Source organism: Pseudomonas sp. MF09156 (assembly GCF_059862305.1).
Window position 1 is genome coordinate 74,806 of record NZ_JCBCUR010000011.1, and the last position, 15,441, is coordinate 90,246.

11 protein-coding genes are annotated in these 15,441 nt (G+C 61.8%); 7 read left to right on the forward strand and 4 right to left on the reverse strand.

Going from position 1 to position 15,441, the window contains the following annotated elements; genetic code table 11:
• Positions 1–35: 35 nt before the first annotated feature.
• Positions 36–1,376 (reverse strand): substrate-binding domain-containing protein, encoded by a 1,341-nt coding sequence (locus tag AC19YY_RS21470; RefSeq protein ID WP_500604832.1) that lies wholly within the window; start codon positions 1,374–1,376, stop codon positions 36–38.
• Between the two features lie 136 nt (positions 1,377–1,512).
• Positions 1,513–2,325, reverse strand: a complete 813-nt coding sequence (xthA, locus tag AC19YY_RS21475; RefSeq protein ID WP_169954366.1) for an exodeoxyribonuclease III — start codon at positions 2,323–2,325, stop codon at positions 1,513–1,515.
• A gap of 187 nt (positions 2,326–2,512) precedes the next feature.
• Here xthA and AC19YY_RS21480 point away from each other — a divergent pair, with 187 nt between their 5' ends.
• The 6 genes from AC19YY_RS21480 to AC19YY_RS21505 all read left to right on the forward strand — a co-directional run bounded on the left by AC19YY_RS21480 (position 2,513) and on the right by AC19YY_RS21505 (position 12,093).
• A complete protein-coding gene (locus AC19YY_RS21480) occupies positions 2,513–3,163 on the forward strand; it encodes a GNAT family N-acetyltransferase (protein ID WP_169954365.1) in 651 nt (216 codons plus the stop codon).
• 64 nt (positions 3,164–3,227) lie between these two features.
• Complete coding sequence (locus AC19YY_RS21485) at positions 3,228–4,955, forward strand: autotransporter assembly complex protein TamA (protein ID WP_169954364.1); 1,728 nt, start codon at positions 3,228–3,230, stop codon at positions 4,953–4,955.
• Positions 4,952–8,626 (forward strand): translocation/assembly module TamB domain-containing protein, encoded by a 3,675-nt coding sequence (locus AC19YY_RS21490; protein ID WP_500604833.1) that lies wholly within the window; start codon positions 4,952–4,954, stop codon positions 8,624–8,626. Before AC19YY_RS21485 ends, AC19YY_RS21490 begins: the two co-directional genes overlap by 4 nt.
• Positions 8,627–8,846: 220 nt before the next feature.
• The gene (locus tag AC19YY_RS21495; RefSeq protein ID WP_169954362.1) at positions 8,847–9,320 is read left to right on the forward strand and encodes a MarR family winged helix-turn-helix transcriptional regulator; all 474 of its coding nucleotides are present in this window, start codon (positions 8,847–8,849) and stop codon (positions 9,318–9,320) included.
• A gap of 41 nt (positions 9,321–9,361) precedes the next feature.
• Entirely contained in the window at positions 9,362–10,564 is a 1,203-nt protein-coding gene (locus AC19YY_RS21500; RefSeq protein ID WP_169954361.1) for an HlyD family secretion protein, read from the forward strand.
• Positions 10,564–12,093: a DHA2 family efflux MFS transporter permease subunit gene (locus AC19YY_RS21505; RefSeq protein WP_169954360.1), complete on the forward strand. Its 1,530-nt coding sequence runs from the start codon at positions 10,564–10,566 to the stop codon at positions 12,091–12,093. Before AC19YY_RS21500 ends, AC19YY_RS21505 begins: the two co-directional genes overlap by 1 nt.
• Before the next feature lie 132 nt (positions 12,094–12,225).
• Here the strand turns inward: AC19YY_RS21505 and lpxH are convergent, their stop codons facing one another.
• Both lpxH and AC19YY_RS21515 read right to left on the reverse strand, forming a co-directional pair.
• Entirely contained in the window at positions 12,226–12,975 is a 750-nt protein-coding gene (gene lpxH / locus AC19YY_RS21510) for a UDP-2,3-diacylglucosamine diphosphatase (protein ID WP_170057959.1), read from the reverse strand.
• Positions 12,972–13,475, reverse strand: a complete 504-nt coding sequence (locus AC19YY_RS21515) for a peptidylprolyl isomerase (protein WP_169954358.1) — start codon at positions 13,473–13,475, stop codon at positions 12,972–12,974. The genes lpxH and AC19YY_RS21515 overlap by 4 nt, the downstream gene beginning before the upstream one ends.
• 247 nt (positions 13,476–13,722) lie before the next feature.
• On the opposite strand from AC19YY_RS21515, the gene AC19YY_RS21520 reads away from it, so the two are divergent.
• Positions 13,723–15,423 carry a glutamine--tRNA ligase/YqeY domain fusion protein gene (locus AC19YY_RS21520; protein ID WP_432755480.1) on the forward strand — a complete coding sequence of 567 codons (1,701 nt, stop codon included), beginning with the start codon at positions 13,723–13,725 and terminating at the stop codon, positions 15,421–15,423.
• Positions 15,424–15,441: the final 18 nt, after the last annotated feature.

Consider the following 15,441-nt stretch of genomic DNA (forward strand, 5'->3'; position numbering starts at 1 on the left):
ATAGCGGTGGGCCTGTCAACCCCCGTCTGCAGGCTTCAATAAACCCAGACCTCCACCCGGCGATTCTTGATCCGCCCCTCATCCACGGTGTTGGCCGCTACCGGCATCTCGGCGCCAAAGCCGCGAATATCGCGCAACACCACGCCACTCTTGACCAACTCCCGGCGCACTGCCATCGCCCGCAGCTTGGACAGCAGGTCGGCGCGCTGCGGGTCATCCTTGGCATCACCAAACCCCACCAGCGTGACCCGTTTGTCCCGTTTGTCGTGGCTGCCTATATAAGCCACCACCCGCGCCAGATCCTGGCGTGCCTTGTTGTCCAGGCTGGCACTGCCTTCTTCGAAGCGAAAGTTCACGCTCAGGCGCTGCGCCTCGCGGGCGATGGCCTGGTAGGCCTCGGGCATCGGTGCCCGAGGCTGCACGGTGATGGCCTGGACCTGTTGGGCGATAAAGCCATTGGCGGCCACGATGGCCTGGCCCTGGGCGCTTTGGGCAAAGTCCACCAGGGCCTCGGCCCAGGGGTTGCTGTTATTGGGCGGCAGGTAGAAAAACAAGCGGCGCGACAGCGGATAGTCCTCGGTGGCGATCAGGCTGCTCTGCGGCAACATGGCTTGGGAGTCACCGTCAATGATGGCTGCGGCCTTGGCCTGGCGCACGTAGGGCAGGCCGATAAAGCCGATGCCTTGCGGGTCTTGGCTGACTGCATCGGACAATTGCTCGCTGGACTCAAAGCGCTTGGCGGTGCTGTCGAGGGTTTTGCCGCGACGGCTGAGCACCAGTTCCTTGAAGGTGTCGAAGGTGCCGGATTGATCATCGCGGGCATATAGTCGGATCTTCCCGCCGCTGGCGCCCAAGGCTTCCCAGGTGCTGATTTCGCCGCTGAAAATCCTCGCCAGTTGGTCGGTGGTCAGCATCTGCAGTGGGTTGCTTGGATGCAGGATGATCGCCAGGCCATCGATGGCAATCACCTGTTCGGCGTCGGGGCTTTTCAGGTCGCCCAGGGGTTCAAGCTCGACCAGCTCGCGGTCCTTGATCGGGCGCGACGCGGCGGCCAGGTCGGCTTCGGCATTTTTCAGCGCGGCGAAGCCGGTGCTGGTGCCGTGGGCGGCGATTTCCACCAGCACTCGCTTGCCCTGGGGGCTGGTGCCGACGAGGCGCTGTTCGTTGGGGCGGCTGGCCGGTTCACGGTGCACGGCCTTCAGGCCCTGTTGCTCCATCAGGCCCTTGACCAACGCCGGGCCCAGCGCCGCGCCAATGGTATTGGAACCCTGGATGCGCAAGGCCGGGCCATGTTCGGGAAAGGGTAGGGGCGTTGCAAGCGCCGCAAGAGGAAAAGCGCCGCAGAGGGCCAGCAGGTACAGAACGCGCAGCATCATGCCGCCACCTTCTCAAGCCAAAGGAAGTGCGGGCAGATTAAGTCAGTAAGGTTGCCAAAATATGACTGAGACCCAGCCCATCCAAATGTGGGAGCTGGCAAGCCAGCTCCCACATTTTATGGTGTCGGCGCAAAGATCAGCTCAGTTCCAGCCAGATCGGCGCATGGTCCGATGGTTTTTCCAGGCCGCGCAGCTCGTAGTCCACACCCGCGTCCTTGACCCGTGGCAGCAGGCCATTGGAGGCCATGATCAGGTCGATGCGCAGGCCCCGCTTGGGTTCATCTTCAAAACCGCGGCTGCGGTAATCGAACCAACTGAAGCGATCGGCCACATCCGGGTTCAGGTGCCGGAAGCTGTCCGTCAGGCCCCAGTTCTTCAGGCGCGCCATCCATTCGCGCTCTTCCGGCAGGAAGCTGCATTTGCCGGTCTTCAGCCAGCGCTTGGCGTTGTCGGCACCGATGCCGATGTCGCAGTCCTCGGGGGAGATGTTCACGTCGCCCATCACCACCAGCGCCTGGTCATTGCTGAACTGGGTTTGCAGCAGGTTTTGCAGGTCTTCGTAGAAGCGCTGCTTGGCCGGGAACTTGGTTGGGTGGTCGCGGCTTTCACCCTGTGGGAAATAGCCGTTCATGATGGTGATCGGGTTGCCGTGTTCATCAGCAAAGGTGCCCCAGATAAAGCGGCGCTGGGCATCTTCTTCGTCGCTGGCAAAACCCTTGTGCAGGGCCAGTGGTTCCTGGCGCGAGAGCAGGGCGACACCGTAGTGGCCTTTCTGCCCGTGGTAGTACACGTGGTAACCCAGGGCCTGGACTTCGGCCAGCGGGAACTGGTCGTCGTGGACCTTGGTTTCCTGCAGGCCGATCACGTCCGGTTGATGTTTGTCGATCAGGGCCGCCAGCTGATGAGGCCGGGCGCGCAGCCCGTTGATATTGAAGGAGACGATTTTCATGGTCGGCAGTCCAGTCTGGCAAAAGGGCGATGCTAGCCGACAAGTCGGACGGGGGCCAGCGTGGCGGTAGGACAGATGCACTGCTAATGTCTCTCAAGGAGCCGATGGCAGGGAACGACTCAGTTGCCCCGGGCTCGTAACAATAAGAGCGCGGCCTTTTGAGTTGCGCCGAGGGGAGATACACCGGATGCCTGATACCTCGACCGCCATTGCCCAGGTTCATATGCTCGACCGCGGCTATTCGCGCGAAGCGCGTTCGCTGCTGTACCACGCCTATCGCCATGAGCCGACCTTCGCCTATCTGTTCGAAGCCGAACGCTCCGGTTATGAGCAGCGGGTCAGGGCCACCGTGCGCGAGCTGGTCAAGCAGCATTTTCTCCAGGAACTGCCGGCGATCGGCCTGCTGGTCAATGACCGGCTGATCGGCATCGCCCTGATTGCCCCGCCACAACGGCGCCTGGGCATCACGGAAAGCTGGGCCTGGCAATTGCGTATGTGGCTGAGCACCGGTGTGCGCTGCACCCGGCGTTACCTCGAATATCATCAGGCGGTGTTGGCTTGCCTGCCGTCCGAGTCGGTGCATGTGTTGCCGCTGCTGGGGATCCACCCGCAATTCCAGGGCAAGCACTACGGTGAACAACTGCTGGAAGCCGTGCATAACTGGTGCGCGCAGGACCCGCATTCACAAGGGGTGGTGCTGGACACTGGCAATCCGCTCTACCTGGAGTTCTACAAGCGCCAGGGCTATGACGAAGTCGGAGAGGTGGCTGTAGGACCCATCCTGGAGCATGTGTTTTTTCACCCGAATCCCCAGGTGTTACAACCTGCAACGCCTTAACACAGAATTATTCAGACAATTCCCGGTTCTAAGGTGCTCCCCAGCTCGTGTAGCATCCGCGCCTATGAAGTTTTCAAATAGATTTACCAGCGGCTTGATTCTGCTGTTCACAAGCTGCGGCGCCCTGGCGCAAAGCGAGTTGGACGTGCGGGTCAAACCTTCAAACGATGCGCTGAAGGCCAATATCGAAGGCTATATCGGCGGGGTTGGCGAGCGTGACGAGGAGGCCTTGCTGCGCTTTAGCCGCGGTGCCGAGGAGCAGGCGCGCAAGGCCGCCCAGGCACTGGGCTATTATCAGCCGCAGATTGCCAGCGAGGTGAAGCCCGGCAAGAACCCGCGCCTGATCCTCAGTATCGACCCCGGCGAGCCCGTGCATTTGCGTAATGTCACGATTCGGGTGGACGGCCCGGCGGCCGAGCTCAAATCCTTTCGCGTACCCGACAGCCAAGACCTCAAGTCCGGCGCCGTGCTCAACCATGGCCATTACGAAGACGCCAAGCGCCTGATCCAGAACCAGGCCTCGCGCTTCGGCTATTTCAGTGGCCGCTTCACGCGTCAGACCCTGTCCGTCGACCCCCAGGCGGGCGTGGCCGATATCGAACTGGTCTACGACAGCGGCCCGCGCTACACCCTCGGCAAGGTCAACTTTGCTGGCGATACCCCGTTTGATGAAGAACTGTTGCAGCGCATGGTGCCGTTCCAAAGTGGCACCCCCTACGATTCCGAATTGATTGCCGAGCTGAACCAGGCCCTGCAATCGAGTGGCTATTTCGAGGGTGTGCGGGTGGATGCCGCCCCGGCCGCGGCGGCCAATGATGTGATCCCGGTGGCGGTCCAGCTGGAAACCCGCAAACCGCGAACCATGGGCCTGGGCCTGGGTTTTTCCACCGACGTCGGCCCGCGTGGCAAGGCCAATTGGACGCGGCACTGGGTCAACCCCCAAGGGCACAGCTATGGCTGGGAGGCCGAGTTGTCGGCGCCCCGGCAGAACGTCGGCCTGTGGTACGACATTCCCCTCGATCCGCCGCTGACTGACAAGCTGCGTTTTGCCGGTGGCTACCAGAACGAAGAAATGGCCAACACCGACACCCTCAGCAAGTTGCTCACCCTCGGCCCGGAATGGCACAGCAAGTTGCCCAGCGGTTGGACACGGGTGATCTCGCTCAAATGGCAGCGCGAAGAATATCGCCTGGGGGACGACTCCGGCTTGAGCAATCTGCTGATGCCCGGAATCAGCTATTCCTACCTGCGCAGCGACAACCGCATCGACCCCCATAACGGCTATCGCCTGCAGTTCGATACCAAGGTGGCCAAGGAAGGGCTGGGTTCGGACACCAACTTGCTGTACGGCACGGCGATGATCAAGGGTTTGACCACGGTGTGGGACAAGCACCGCTTCCTCGGCCGTGCGCAGTTTGGCGGCAGCGCCACCAATGGCTACAAGTCGGTGCCGCCGTCCCTGCGCTTTTTTGCCGGTGGCGACCAGAGCGTGCGCGGCTACGAGTACCAGACCCTGTCCCCGGAAAACAACAAGGGCGACCGCATCGGTGGCCGCTACATGGTGGCCTTGAGCGCCGAGTATCAATATTCCATCGCCGAAAAATGGCGGATCGCGACCTTTGTCGACCAGGGCAACTCCTTTAACAGCCTGGAATTGCCGAGCCTGAAAACCGGGGTCGGGGTCGGCGTGCGCTGGGTGTCGCCGGTCGGCCCGATTCGCCTTGACCTGGCCCATGCCCTGGAAGATCCGGGCGGCATTCGTTTGCACTTTTCCATGGGGCCTGAGCTGTGAAGCGTGGTTTGAAAATAGCGGGTCTGAGTGTGGTGGCGGTTGCAGCCCTGGTGCCGCTGGCTGTCTGGAGCGTACTGGGTACGCAAGTCGGCAGTCGCTGGGCCCTCGGCCAAGTCCCGGGGTTGACCGTGGACAACTTCCAGGGCCGCTTGGGCGGGCAATGGAGCGCCGACCAGGTGCTGTGGCAACAAGACAGCAGCCGCGTGGAGCTCAACGCGCCGAAGTTCGATTGGTCACCGGCGTGCCTGTTGCGAATGACCTTGTGCATCCGGCAACTGGATGTGGAGCAGGTCAGCCTGCAATTGCCACCCAGCACCGAAGACAGCAGCGGCCCGATTACCCTGCCGGACTTGAACCTGCCCGTGGCCATCGAACTGGGCGACGTGCGCGTCGGCAGTCTGCTGTTCAACGGCAGCGAAGAACTCCAGGGCCTGCAACTGGCCGCGCACTGGACGGCCGCGGGGATGCAGATCGACGCGGTGCACCTGCAACGCGAAGGCCTGGTGCTGGACCTCAACGGCGTGCTGCAACCCACCGGTGACTGGCCGCTGACGGCGAGCGGTAACCTGAGCCTGCCCTACGCCCCGGGCGGCGCGCCGTGGGCGGTGGCGCTGAACGTCACCGGTGATTTGCTCAAGACCCTCAAGCTCGACGCCGACAGCACGGGCTACCTGCCCGCCAAACTCAGCGGCGAACTGCAACCCCTGGTCGAGAACCTGCCCGCGCAGTTGCGCATCACCGCCGATGGCTTCAAACCCGCCGCCGACCTGCCGGACACCTTGCAACTCAACCAACTGGACCTGACTGCCAAGGGCGACCTGGGCAAGGGCTATCAGCTGCTGGGCAAGGCTGTATTACCCGCAGAAAAAGGCCCGGTTGACCTGTTGCTGCAAGGCCGGGTCGATGCCAAGGGCGCGCAGATCGCCGGCCTGGACCTGAACGCCGGGGACAAGCAAAGCCTCAAGCTCACTGCCCAACTGGATTGGCAGCAGGGTTTGAGCGCAGACGCAAAAATCGACTGGCTGGACTTCCCCTGGCATCGCCTGTATCCGCTGATTGACGAGCCGCAAGTGGTGTTGCGCACCTTCAACGGCGAAGTCTCCTACAAGGACGGCAACTACCTGGGCAATCTCAAGGCCGACCTCGACGGCCCGGCCGGCAAGTTCAGCCTGGTCACGCCGTTCAGCGGCGACCTCAAGCAAGTGTTCCTGCCCGAGCTGAAATTGACCGCTGGCCAGGGCAAGGCCGAAGGCCACCTGAACCTGCAATTTGCCGAGGGCATCGCCTGGGACACGGCGCTGGACCTGTCGGCCCTGAACCCGGCGTACTGGGTCGCAGAGCTGCCGGGCACCCTGGCTGGGCCGCTGCGCAGCAAAGGTGAGTTCAAGAACGAACAACTCAAGCTCAACGCCGACCTCGACCTCAAGGGCCGCCTGCGCGGCCAGCCTGCGGTGCTGGCGGCCAAGGCCGAAGGCGCGGGCGAGCAATGGACCCTGGCCAACCTGGATATCCGCCTGGGTGACAACCGCATCAATGGCAGTGGCAGCCTGCAACAACGCCTGGCCGGGCAGATCGACATCAAGCTCGCACGCCTGGCCCAGCTGTGGCCGCAGTTGCGTGGGCAGGTCAACGGTCGGCTCGATGTGGCCGGTACGTTGAACGCGCCCCAGGGCAAGCTAGACCTCAAGGGCCAGCAACTGGTATTTGAAGAAAATCGCCTGCAAGCCCTCAGCCTGGACGCGACGCTCGATAGCGCACAGCGGGCGAAGATCGACCTCAAGGGCAGCGGCATCCAGGCCGGTGACACCCAGCTCGGTACCCTGACCGCCAGTGCCCAGGGCGATATCAAAAGCCAGAAAGTCCAACTGGAGCTGATGGGCCCCCTGGTCAAGCTGGCCCTGGCCCTGGACGGCAATCTTGACAAGGGCAACTGGCGCGGGCGCCTGGCCAGTGGCGATGTGCAGGCCGGTGGCCAGGACTGGAAACTGCAGGCCCCGGCAAAAATCGAGCGCATGGCCGACGGCAAGCTCACGTTCGCCGCCCACTGCTGGGTCTCCGGGCCCGCCAGCCTGTGTGGCGAAGACCAGCGGCTGATGCCTGATCCCAAGCTGCGTTACCACCTCAAGCAGTTCCCCATCGACAGCCTGGCGCAATGGCTGCCCAAGGATTTTGCCTGGCAGGGCAAGCTCAACGCCGATATCCAACTTGACCTACCGGCCAGCGGCCCCAAAGGCCTGATCGCGGTGGATGCCAGTGGCGGCACGCTGCGGGTCAAGGACAAGGACCAATGGCTGGATTTCCCCTACGACACCCTCAAGCTGGAAACCACGCTCAACCCCACGCGCATCGATACCCAGCTGAATTTTCGCGGTGGCAAGCTGGGTGAGTTGCTGTTACAGGCGCAGATCAACCCGGTGGCGAAAAACAAGCCGATCTCCGGCAACTTCAGCCTCACCGGCCTGGACCTGGCGGTCGCGCGGCCGTTTGTGCCGATGGTGGAAAAACTCAATGGCAAGCTCAATGGCAGCGGGCGCATCTCCGGCGGGTTGTTGGCGCCGCAGGTCAACGGCAGCATCAACCTGATCGCCGGCGAGATTTCCGGTCCCGAACTGCCCATCAGCCTTGAAGGCCTGAACGTGCAGGCCCTGATCGCCGGCGAAAGCGTGCAGCTCAACGGCGGCTGGCGCAGTGGCAAGGCCGGGCAGGGCAGCCTCAAGGGGCAGATCGACTGGGGGCGGGCGCTGGTCGTTGACCTCAGCCTGCAAGGTTCCCAGTTGCCGGTGACCGTCGAACCCTACGCCAAGCTGGAAGTGGCGCCCGACCTGAAGATCACCCTCAAGGACGACAAGTTGGCAATTGCCGGCAATGTGCACATCCCGCGCGGCGATATCACCGTGCGCGAACTGCCGCCGTCCACGGTCAAGGTTTCGGATGACACGGTGATCGTTGGCAGCCAGACCGAAGAGGGCAAGCCGCCGATGGCCATGGCCATGGATATCAACGTGGTGGTGGGCGAGGATCAGCTCAACTTTGCCGGCTTCGGCCTGACCGCCAAGGTCCAGGGCCGGGTGCACATCGGCGACAACCTGGACACCCGTGGCGAACTCTGGCTCAACGATGGCCGTTACCGCGCCTACGGCCAGAGGCTGGATGTACGGCGTGCGCGCCTGCTGTTCGCCGGGCCGCTCGACCAGCCGTACCTGGATATCGAAGCCATCCGCAAGACAAACGACGTAATCGCCGGTATCCGCCTGAGCGGCAGTGCCGAGCAACCGACCACGCAAATCTTTTCGGAACCGGCCATGAGCCAGGAGCAGGCGTTGTCCTACCTGGTGCTGGGCCGCCCGTTGAGCACTACTGGCGAAGATAACAACATGCTGGCGCAAGCGGCGCTGGGCCTGGGGTTGATGGGCAGTGCCGGGGTGACCTCGGACATTGCCAAGAACCTGGGGATCCAGGACTTTGAACTGGACACCCAGGGCAGTGGCAACAACACCGCCGTGGTGGCCAGCGGCAAGATCACCGAGAAACTCAGCCTGCGTTACGGGGTCGGGGTATTCGAACCGGCCAGTACCATCGCCTTGCGTTACCTGCTGAGCAAGCGGGTGTACCTGGAAGTGGCCAGCGGCGTAGCCAGCTCCCTGGATATCTTCTACAAACGGGATTTCTGACGTTTAGCCCACACCAACCTGTAGGAGCTGGCTTGCCAGCGATATCGGTCTGTCAGGCACTGGAAATAGTGACTGAACTACCGCTATCGCTGGCAAGCCAGCTCCTACAGTTGTGTCGTGGGGTATACCAAGCAACCTAACTATTTGTTTGACATTCGCTGCCTAGGCAGTAATATTTGGTCACATATTCACTGCCTAGGCAGTAATAAGGTGACTTTCGATGAAACACTTCACCCCGGAAAACTTCCACAACTGCCATCTCGGCCTGTTGCTGGGGCGCGCCGCGATTCTCAAAGACCGCATCATCGACACCCATATGGAACCCCACGGCATCACTGCCGCGCAGTTCAAGGTGTTGATCATCATGGCCCAGTTCGGCGTCGATACCCCGGCGGAGCTATGCCGCAACCTGTCCCTGGACAGCGGCTCGATGACCCGCATGCTCGACCGCCTGGAGCAAAAAGACCTGCTGGCGCGCAAGCGTTCTGAACAGGACCGGCGCCAGGTGCAACTGGTGCTGACCGCAGAAGGCCAGCGCCTGGCGGACATGTTGCCGCAGATCGGCGCCCAGGCCCTCAACCAGCTGGCTGGGGTGCTGGAGCCGGGGGAGTTGCAGACCCTGGAATACATCCTGAAGAAAATCCTGATCGCCGCCGGTGACCCCATCACGCTGCAGCGGGTCGGGACTCAATGAACACGCCAGTCACGCGCGCTGAATAACGCAAGGTACTTGTCATGGCTACTGCCCAAGCAAACAACACCGCTCAAACCCAACCCGACGACAGCAACCCGCGCAAACGCAAAATCATGTTGCTGGGCCTGGCGCTGATCGTCGTGCTCTGCGTCGTGGGCGTCTGGGGCTGGTACGAACTGTATGGCCGCTGGAGCGAAAGCACCGACGATGCCTACGTCAACGGCAACGTGGTGGAAATCACCCCGTTGGTCACCGGCACTGTGGTCAGCATTGGCGCCGACGATGGCGACCTGGTCCACGAAGGCCAGGTGCTGATCAACTTCGACCCCAACGACGCAGCCGTCGGCCTGCAAAGTGCACAGGCCAACCTGGCGCGCACGGTACGCCAGGTGCGTGGCCTGTACAGCAATGTGGATGGCATGAAAGCCCAGGTACAGGCGCAAAAAGCCCAAGTGCAGACCGCCCAGGACAACTTCAACCGCCGCCGAATCCTCGCACAGGGTGGCGCGATTTCCCTGGAAGAACTGTCCCATGCCCGCGACGCCCTGAGCGCGGCGAGCAACTCATTGGCCAACCTGCAACAGCAACTCAATACCTCCACCGCGTTGGTGGATGACACGGTGATTTCCTCCCATCCGGATGTACAGGCCGCTGCCGCGCAACTGCGCCAGGCCTACCTGGCCAATGCGCGCAGCACCCTGATCGCACCGGTTACCGGCTACGTCGCCAAGCGCACCGTGCAACTGGGGCAGCGGGTCGAGCCGGGTACCGCGTTGATGGCGGTGATTCCCCTGGACCAACTGTGGATCGACGCCAACTTCAAGGAAACCCAACTGCGCCAGATGCGCATTGGCCAGCCGGTGGACATCGAGGCCGATCTCTACGGCAGCGACGTGAAGTACAGCGGCACCGTCGACAGCCTCGGCGCCGGTACCGGCAGCGCCTTTGCCTTGCTGCCGGCGCAGAACGCCACCGGCAACTGGATCAAGATCGTGCAGCGGGTGCCGGTGCGCATTCACATCAACGCCCAGGAGTTGGCCGAGCACCCATTGCGGGTGGGGCTGTCGACTCAGGTGCAAGTCAACCTGCATGACCAGAGCGGCCCGGTGCTGGCGCAACAACCGCCGCAAAAAGCTTCGTTCAGCACCACTGTGTATGACCGCCAGTTGGCCGAGGCCGACGCGATGATCACCCAGTTGATCCATGACAACAGTGTGGCCGCGCCGAAGGCTGCGCAACGCTGATGAGCAATAACGCCTCCTTCACGCCGCCCAGCTTGCTGATGGCCACCATTGGCCTGTCCCTGGCGACCTTTATGCAGGTGCTCGACACCACCATCGCCAACGTGGCGCTGCCGACCATCTCCGGCAACCTGGGGGTGAGTTCGGAGCAGGGCACCTGGGTCATCACCTCATTTGCCGTGAGCAATGCTATTGCGCTGCCGTTGACCGGCTGGTTGAGCCGGCGCTTTGGCGAGGTGAAGCTGTTTTTGTGGGCCACCATTTTGTTTGTGCTGGCCTCGTTCCTGTGTGGTATCTCCACCTCGATGCCCGAGCTGATCGGCTTCCGGGTCCTGCAGGGCTTGGTCGCGGGGCCGTTGTACCCGATGACCCAGACCCTGTTGATCGCGGTCTATCCGCCTGCCAGGCGGGGCATGGCCCTGGCATTGCTGGCGATGGTCACGGTGGTCGCTCCAATTGCAGGCCCGATTCTTGGCGGTTGGATCACCGACAGCTACAGCTGGCCGTGGATCTTCTTTATCAACGTGCCCATCGGGATTTTTGCGGTGATGGTGGTGCGTGCGCAGCTCAAGAAGCGGCCGGTGGTCACCAGCCATCAGCCGATGGATTATGTTGGCCTGTTGAGCCTGATCGTCGGGGTCGGTGCCTTGCAGATCATCCTCGACAAGGGCAATGACCTGGACTGGTTCGAGTCCAATTTCATCATCATCGGCGCGGCCATCTCGGTGATCGCCCTGGCGGTGTTCGTGATCTGGGAAATGACCGACAAACACCCGGTGGTCAACCTGCGCCTGTTTGCCCACCGCAACTTCCGCATCGGCACCATCGTGCTGGTGCTGGGCTACGCCGGGTTCTTTGGTATCAACCTGATCCTGCCGCAATGGTTACAGACGCAGATGGGCTACACCGCCACCTGGGCCGGGCTGGCCGTGGCGCCGATCGGTATCCTGCCGGTGCTGATGTCGCCCTTTGTCGGCAAGTACGCACACAAGTTCGACTTGCGGCTGCTGGCCGGCCTGGCGTTCCTGGCGATTGGCCTGAGCTGCTTTATGCGCGCCGGCTTCACCAATGAAGTGGACTTCCAGCACATCGCCCTGGTGCAACTGTTCATGGGCATCGGCGTGGCGCTGTTCTTCATGCCGACCTTGAGCATCCTGATGTCCGACCTGCCGCCGCACCAGATCGCCGACGGCGCAGGCCTGGCGACCTTCCTGCGGACCCTGGGTGGCAGCTTTGCGGCATCGTTGACCACCTGGATCTGGATTCGCCGGGCTGACCAGCATCATGCCTACATGAGCGAGAGCATGAGTGTGTACGACTCGGCCACCCGCGATGCCCTGAACACCCTGGGCGGTGCGGGCCACAAGGCCTATGCGCAACTGGACCAGGTCCTCACCAGCCAGGCATACATGATGTCTACCGTGGACTACTTCACCTTGCTGGGGTGGATGTTCATGGGCTTGATCCTGCTGGTGTGGCTGGCCAAGCCGCCGTTTACCGCAAAGGCGGGGCCGGCGGCGTCGGGTCACTGATCTTGAATTGCAATGCAGTAACTGTAGGAGCTGGCTTGCCTGCGATGGCATCACCTCGGTGTGACTGATGTACCGAGGTGCCTGCATCGCAGGCAAGCCAGCTCCTACATATTGATCGGTGTTGTGTCTGGGTTATGCGCCAGGCAACGCCAATTGCGGATTGACGAAGTCAAACGCCGCCAGCTGGAAACCTTGCTCATCCACCTGCAACGCCCAACCCTGCTTGTCCCAATCCCCCAGCACAATGCGTTTGGCCGCCTGCTCGCCAATCTGCAATTTGTGAATGGCCGGGCGGTGGGTGTGGCCGTGGACCAGGGTGTGCACGCCATGGGCCTGCATTACCCGTGGCACTTCCTCGGGCGTTACATCGACAATATCGTTGGCCTTCATGCGCGTCTGCGCGCGGCTTTCACTGCGTAGCTTGCGCGCCAGCTTATGGCGGGTGCGCAAGGGCAGGTGGCGCAGGATAAACAGCACAAGGGGGTTACGCAGGATGCGCCGCAGCTTCATATAGCCGAGGTCGCGGGTACACAGGCTGTCGCCGTGCATCAACAGCACGGGCTCGCCATACATCTGCACGACGCTGGGGTCCTTGAGCAAGGTCGCGCCTGCTGCTTTGCAGAACGCCTTGCCGATCAGGAAATCGCGGTTGCCGTGCATCAGGAATATTTGGGTGCCGCTGTCGCTCAGCTCACGTAGAGCCGCGCATATCGAACGCTGGAACGGGGTCATGCCATCGTCGCCAATCCAGGCTTCGAAAAAGTCCCCCAGGATGTACAACGCTTGCGCGCCACGGGCGCGGCCGTGGAGTAAATCCAGAAACGCCCGGGTAATGTCCGGGCGCTCCTCTTCCAGATGCAAATCTGAAATCAGCAATATCACGCAATGATCTCGGCTTTCTCGATGATCACGTCTTCTGCTGGTACGTCCTGGTGGCCGGACTTCATGGTGGTGGAAACACCCTTGATCTTGTCCACGACGTCGGTGCCTTCGGTGACTTTACCGAATACCGCGTAACCCCAGCCCTGTACGGTCTTGGCGCTGTGGTTCAGGAAGCTGTTGTCGGCCACGTTGATGAAGAATTGCGCGGAGGCCGAATGCGGCTCCATGGTGCGGGCCATGGCGACGGTGTACTTGTCGTTGGAGAGACCGTTGTCCGCTTCGTTCTGGATGCTTGGACGCTTGTCTTTCTTTTCTTTCATGCCTGGCTCGAAACCGCCGCCCTGGATCATGAAGTTGCCGATGACACGGTGGAAAACAGTGTTTTCGTAGTGGCCGGCTTTAACGTATTCGATGAAGTTGGCGACGGTGGTCGGCGCTTTCTCGGCGTTCAGCTCGATGACGATGTCACCGTGGTTGGTGGTCAGTTTGACTTGAGTCATGTTCATTACTCTTTTCAGGGAATTCGTGGGTTCGGCCGCCTGGGCACCTTACCGGGTTGGCTAAATTGCGGCCAAGGCGCGCAGTTTAGCGTGCCCTGCAGGAATTTCGAGGTGGTTTTTCACCGCCCATGCAATAAATGCAGCAGTTTTTGGCCATGCCCTGTCAGGTGCTTGACAGCATCGGCTATGATAAGCCCTTTGTTTGTCTGGCCCGACCCGGCCACGTACCTGTCTGTTCAAGGATCCTATGAGCAAGCCCACTGTCGACCCTACCTCGAATTCCAAGGCCGGACCTGCCGTCCCGGTCAATTTCCTGCGCCCGATCATCCAGGCGGACCTGGATTCGGGCAAGCACACGCAGATCGTCACCCGTTTCCCGCCTGAGCCCAACGGTTACCTGCACATCGGCCACGCCAAGTCGATCTGTGTGAACTTCGGCCTGGCCCAGGAGTTCGGTGGCGTCACGCACCTGCGTTTCGACGACACCAACCCGGCCAAGGAAGACCAGGAATACATCGACGCCATCGAAAGCGACATCAAGTGGCTGGGCTTTGAATGGTCCGGTGAAGTGCGCTACGCCTCCAAGTATTTCGACCAGTTGTTCGACTGGGCCGTGGAGCTGATCAAGGCCGGCAAGGCCTACGTCGACGACCTGACCCCGGAGCAGGCCAAGGAATACCGTGGCAGCCTGACCGAGCCTGGCAAGAACAGCCCGTTTCGCGATCGTTCGGTAGAAGAGAACCTGGACTGGTTCACCCGCATGCGCGACGGCGAGTTCCCGGACGGCGCCCGTGTACTGCGGGCCAAGATCGACATGGCCTCGCCGAACATGAACCTGCGCGACCCGATCATGTACCGCATCCGTCATGCCCATCACCACCAGACCGGTGACAAGTGGTGCATCTACCCCAACTACGACTTCACCCACGGTCAGTCGGACGCCATCGAAGGCATCACCCACTCCATCTGCACCCTGGAGTTCGAAAGCCATCGCCCGCTGTACGAATGGTTCCTCGACAGCCTGCCGGTACCGGCGCACCCGCGTCAGTACGAATTCAGCCGCCTGAACCTGAACTACACCATCACCAGCAAGCGCAAGCTCAAGCAACTGGTCGATGAAAAACACGTGTTCGGCTGGGACGACCCACGCATGTCGACGCTGTCGGGTTTCCGTCGTCGCGGCTACACCCCGGCATCGATCCGCAACTTCTGCGAGATGGTCGGCACCAACCGCTCCGACGGCGTGGTTGACTACGGCATGCTTGAGTTCAGCATCCGCCAGGACCTCGACGCGAACGCCCCGCGCGCCATGTGCGTGCTGCGTCCGTTGAAAGTGGTGATCACCAACTACCCGCAAGACCAGGTCGAGAACCTCGAACTGCCGCGTCACCCGCAAAAAGAAGAACTGGGCGTGCGCAAGCTGCCGTTTGCCCGTGAAATCTACATCGACCGCGATGACTTCATGGAAGAGCCGCCCAAGGGCTACAAGCGCCTGGAGCCGAACGGTGAAGTGCGTCTGCGCGGCAGCTACGTGATCCGTGCCGATGAAGCGATCAAGGACGCCGAGGGCAACATCATCGAACTGCGTTGCTCCTACGATCCTGAAACCCTGGGCAAGAACCCTGAAGGCCGCAAGGTCAAGGGCGTGGTGCACTGGGTGCCGGCGGCTGCCAGCGTCGAGTGCGAAGTGCGCCTGTACGATCGCCTGTTCCGCTCGCCGAACCCTGAAAAGGCCGAAGACAGCGCGAGTTTCCTCGACAACATCAACCCTGACTCCCTGCAAGTACTTACGGGTTGTCGCGCCGAGCCATCGCTTGGCGACGCACAGCCGGAAGACCGTTTCCAGTTCGAGCGCGAAGGCTACTTCTGCGCGGATATAAAGGACTCCAAACCTGGTCATCCGGTATTCAACCGTACCGTGACCTTGCGTGATTCGTGGGGCCAGTGATGCAGCCGTGAGCGGCTT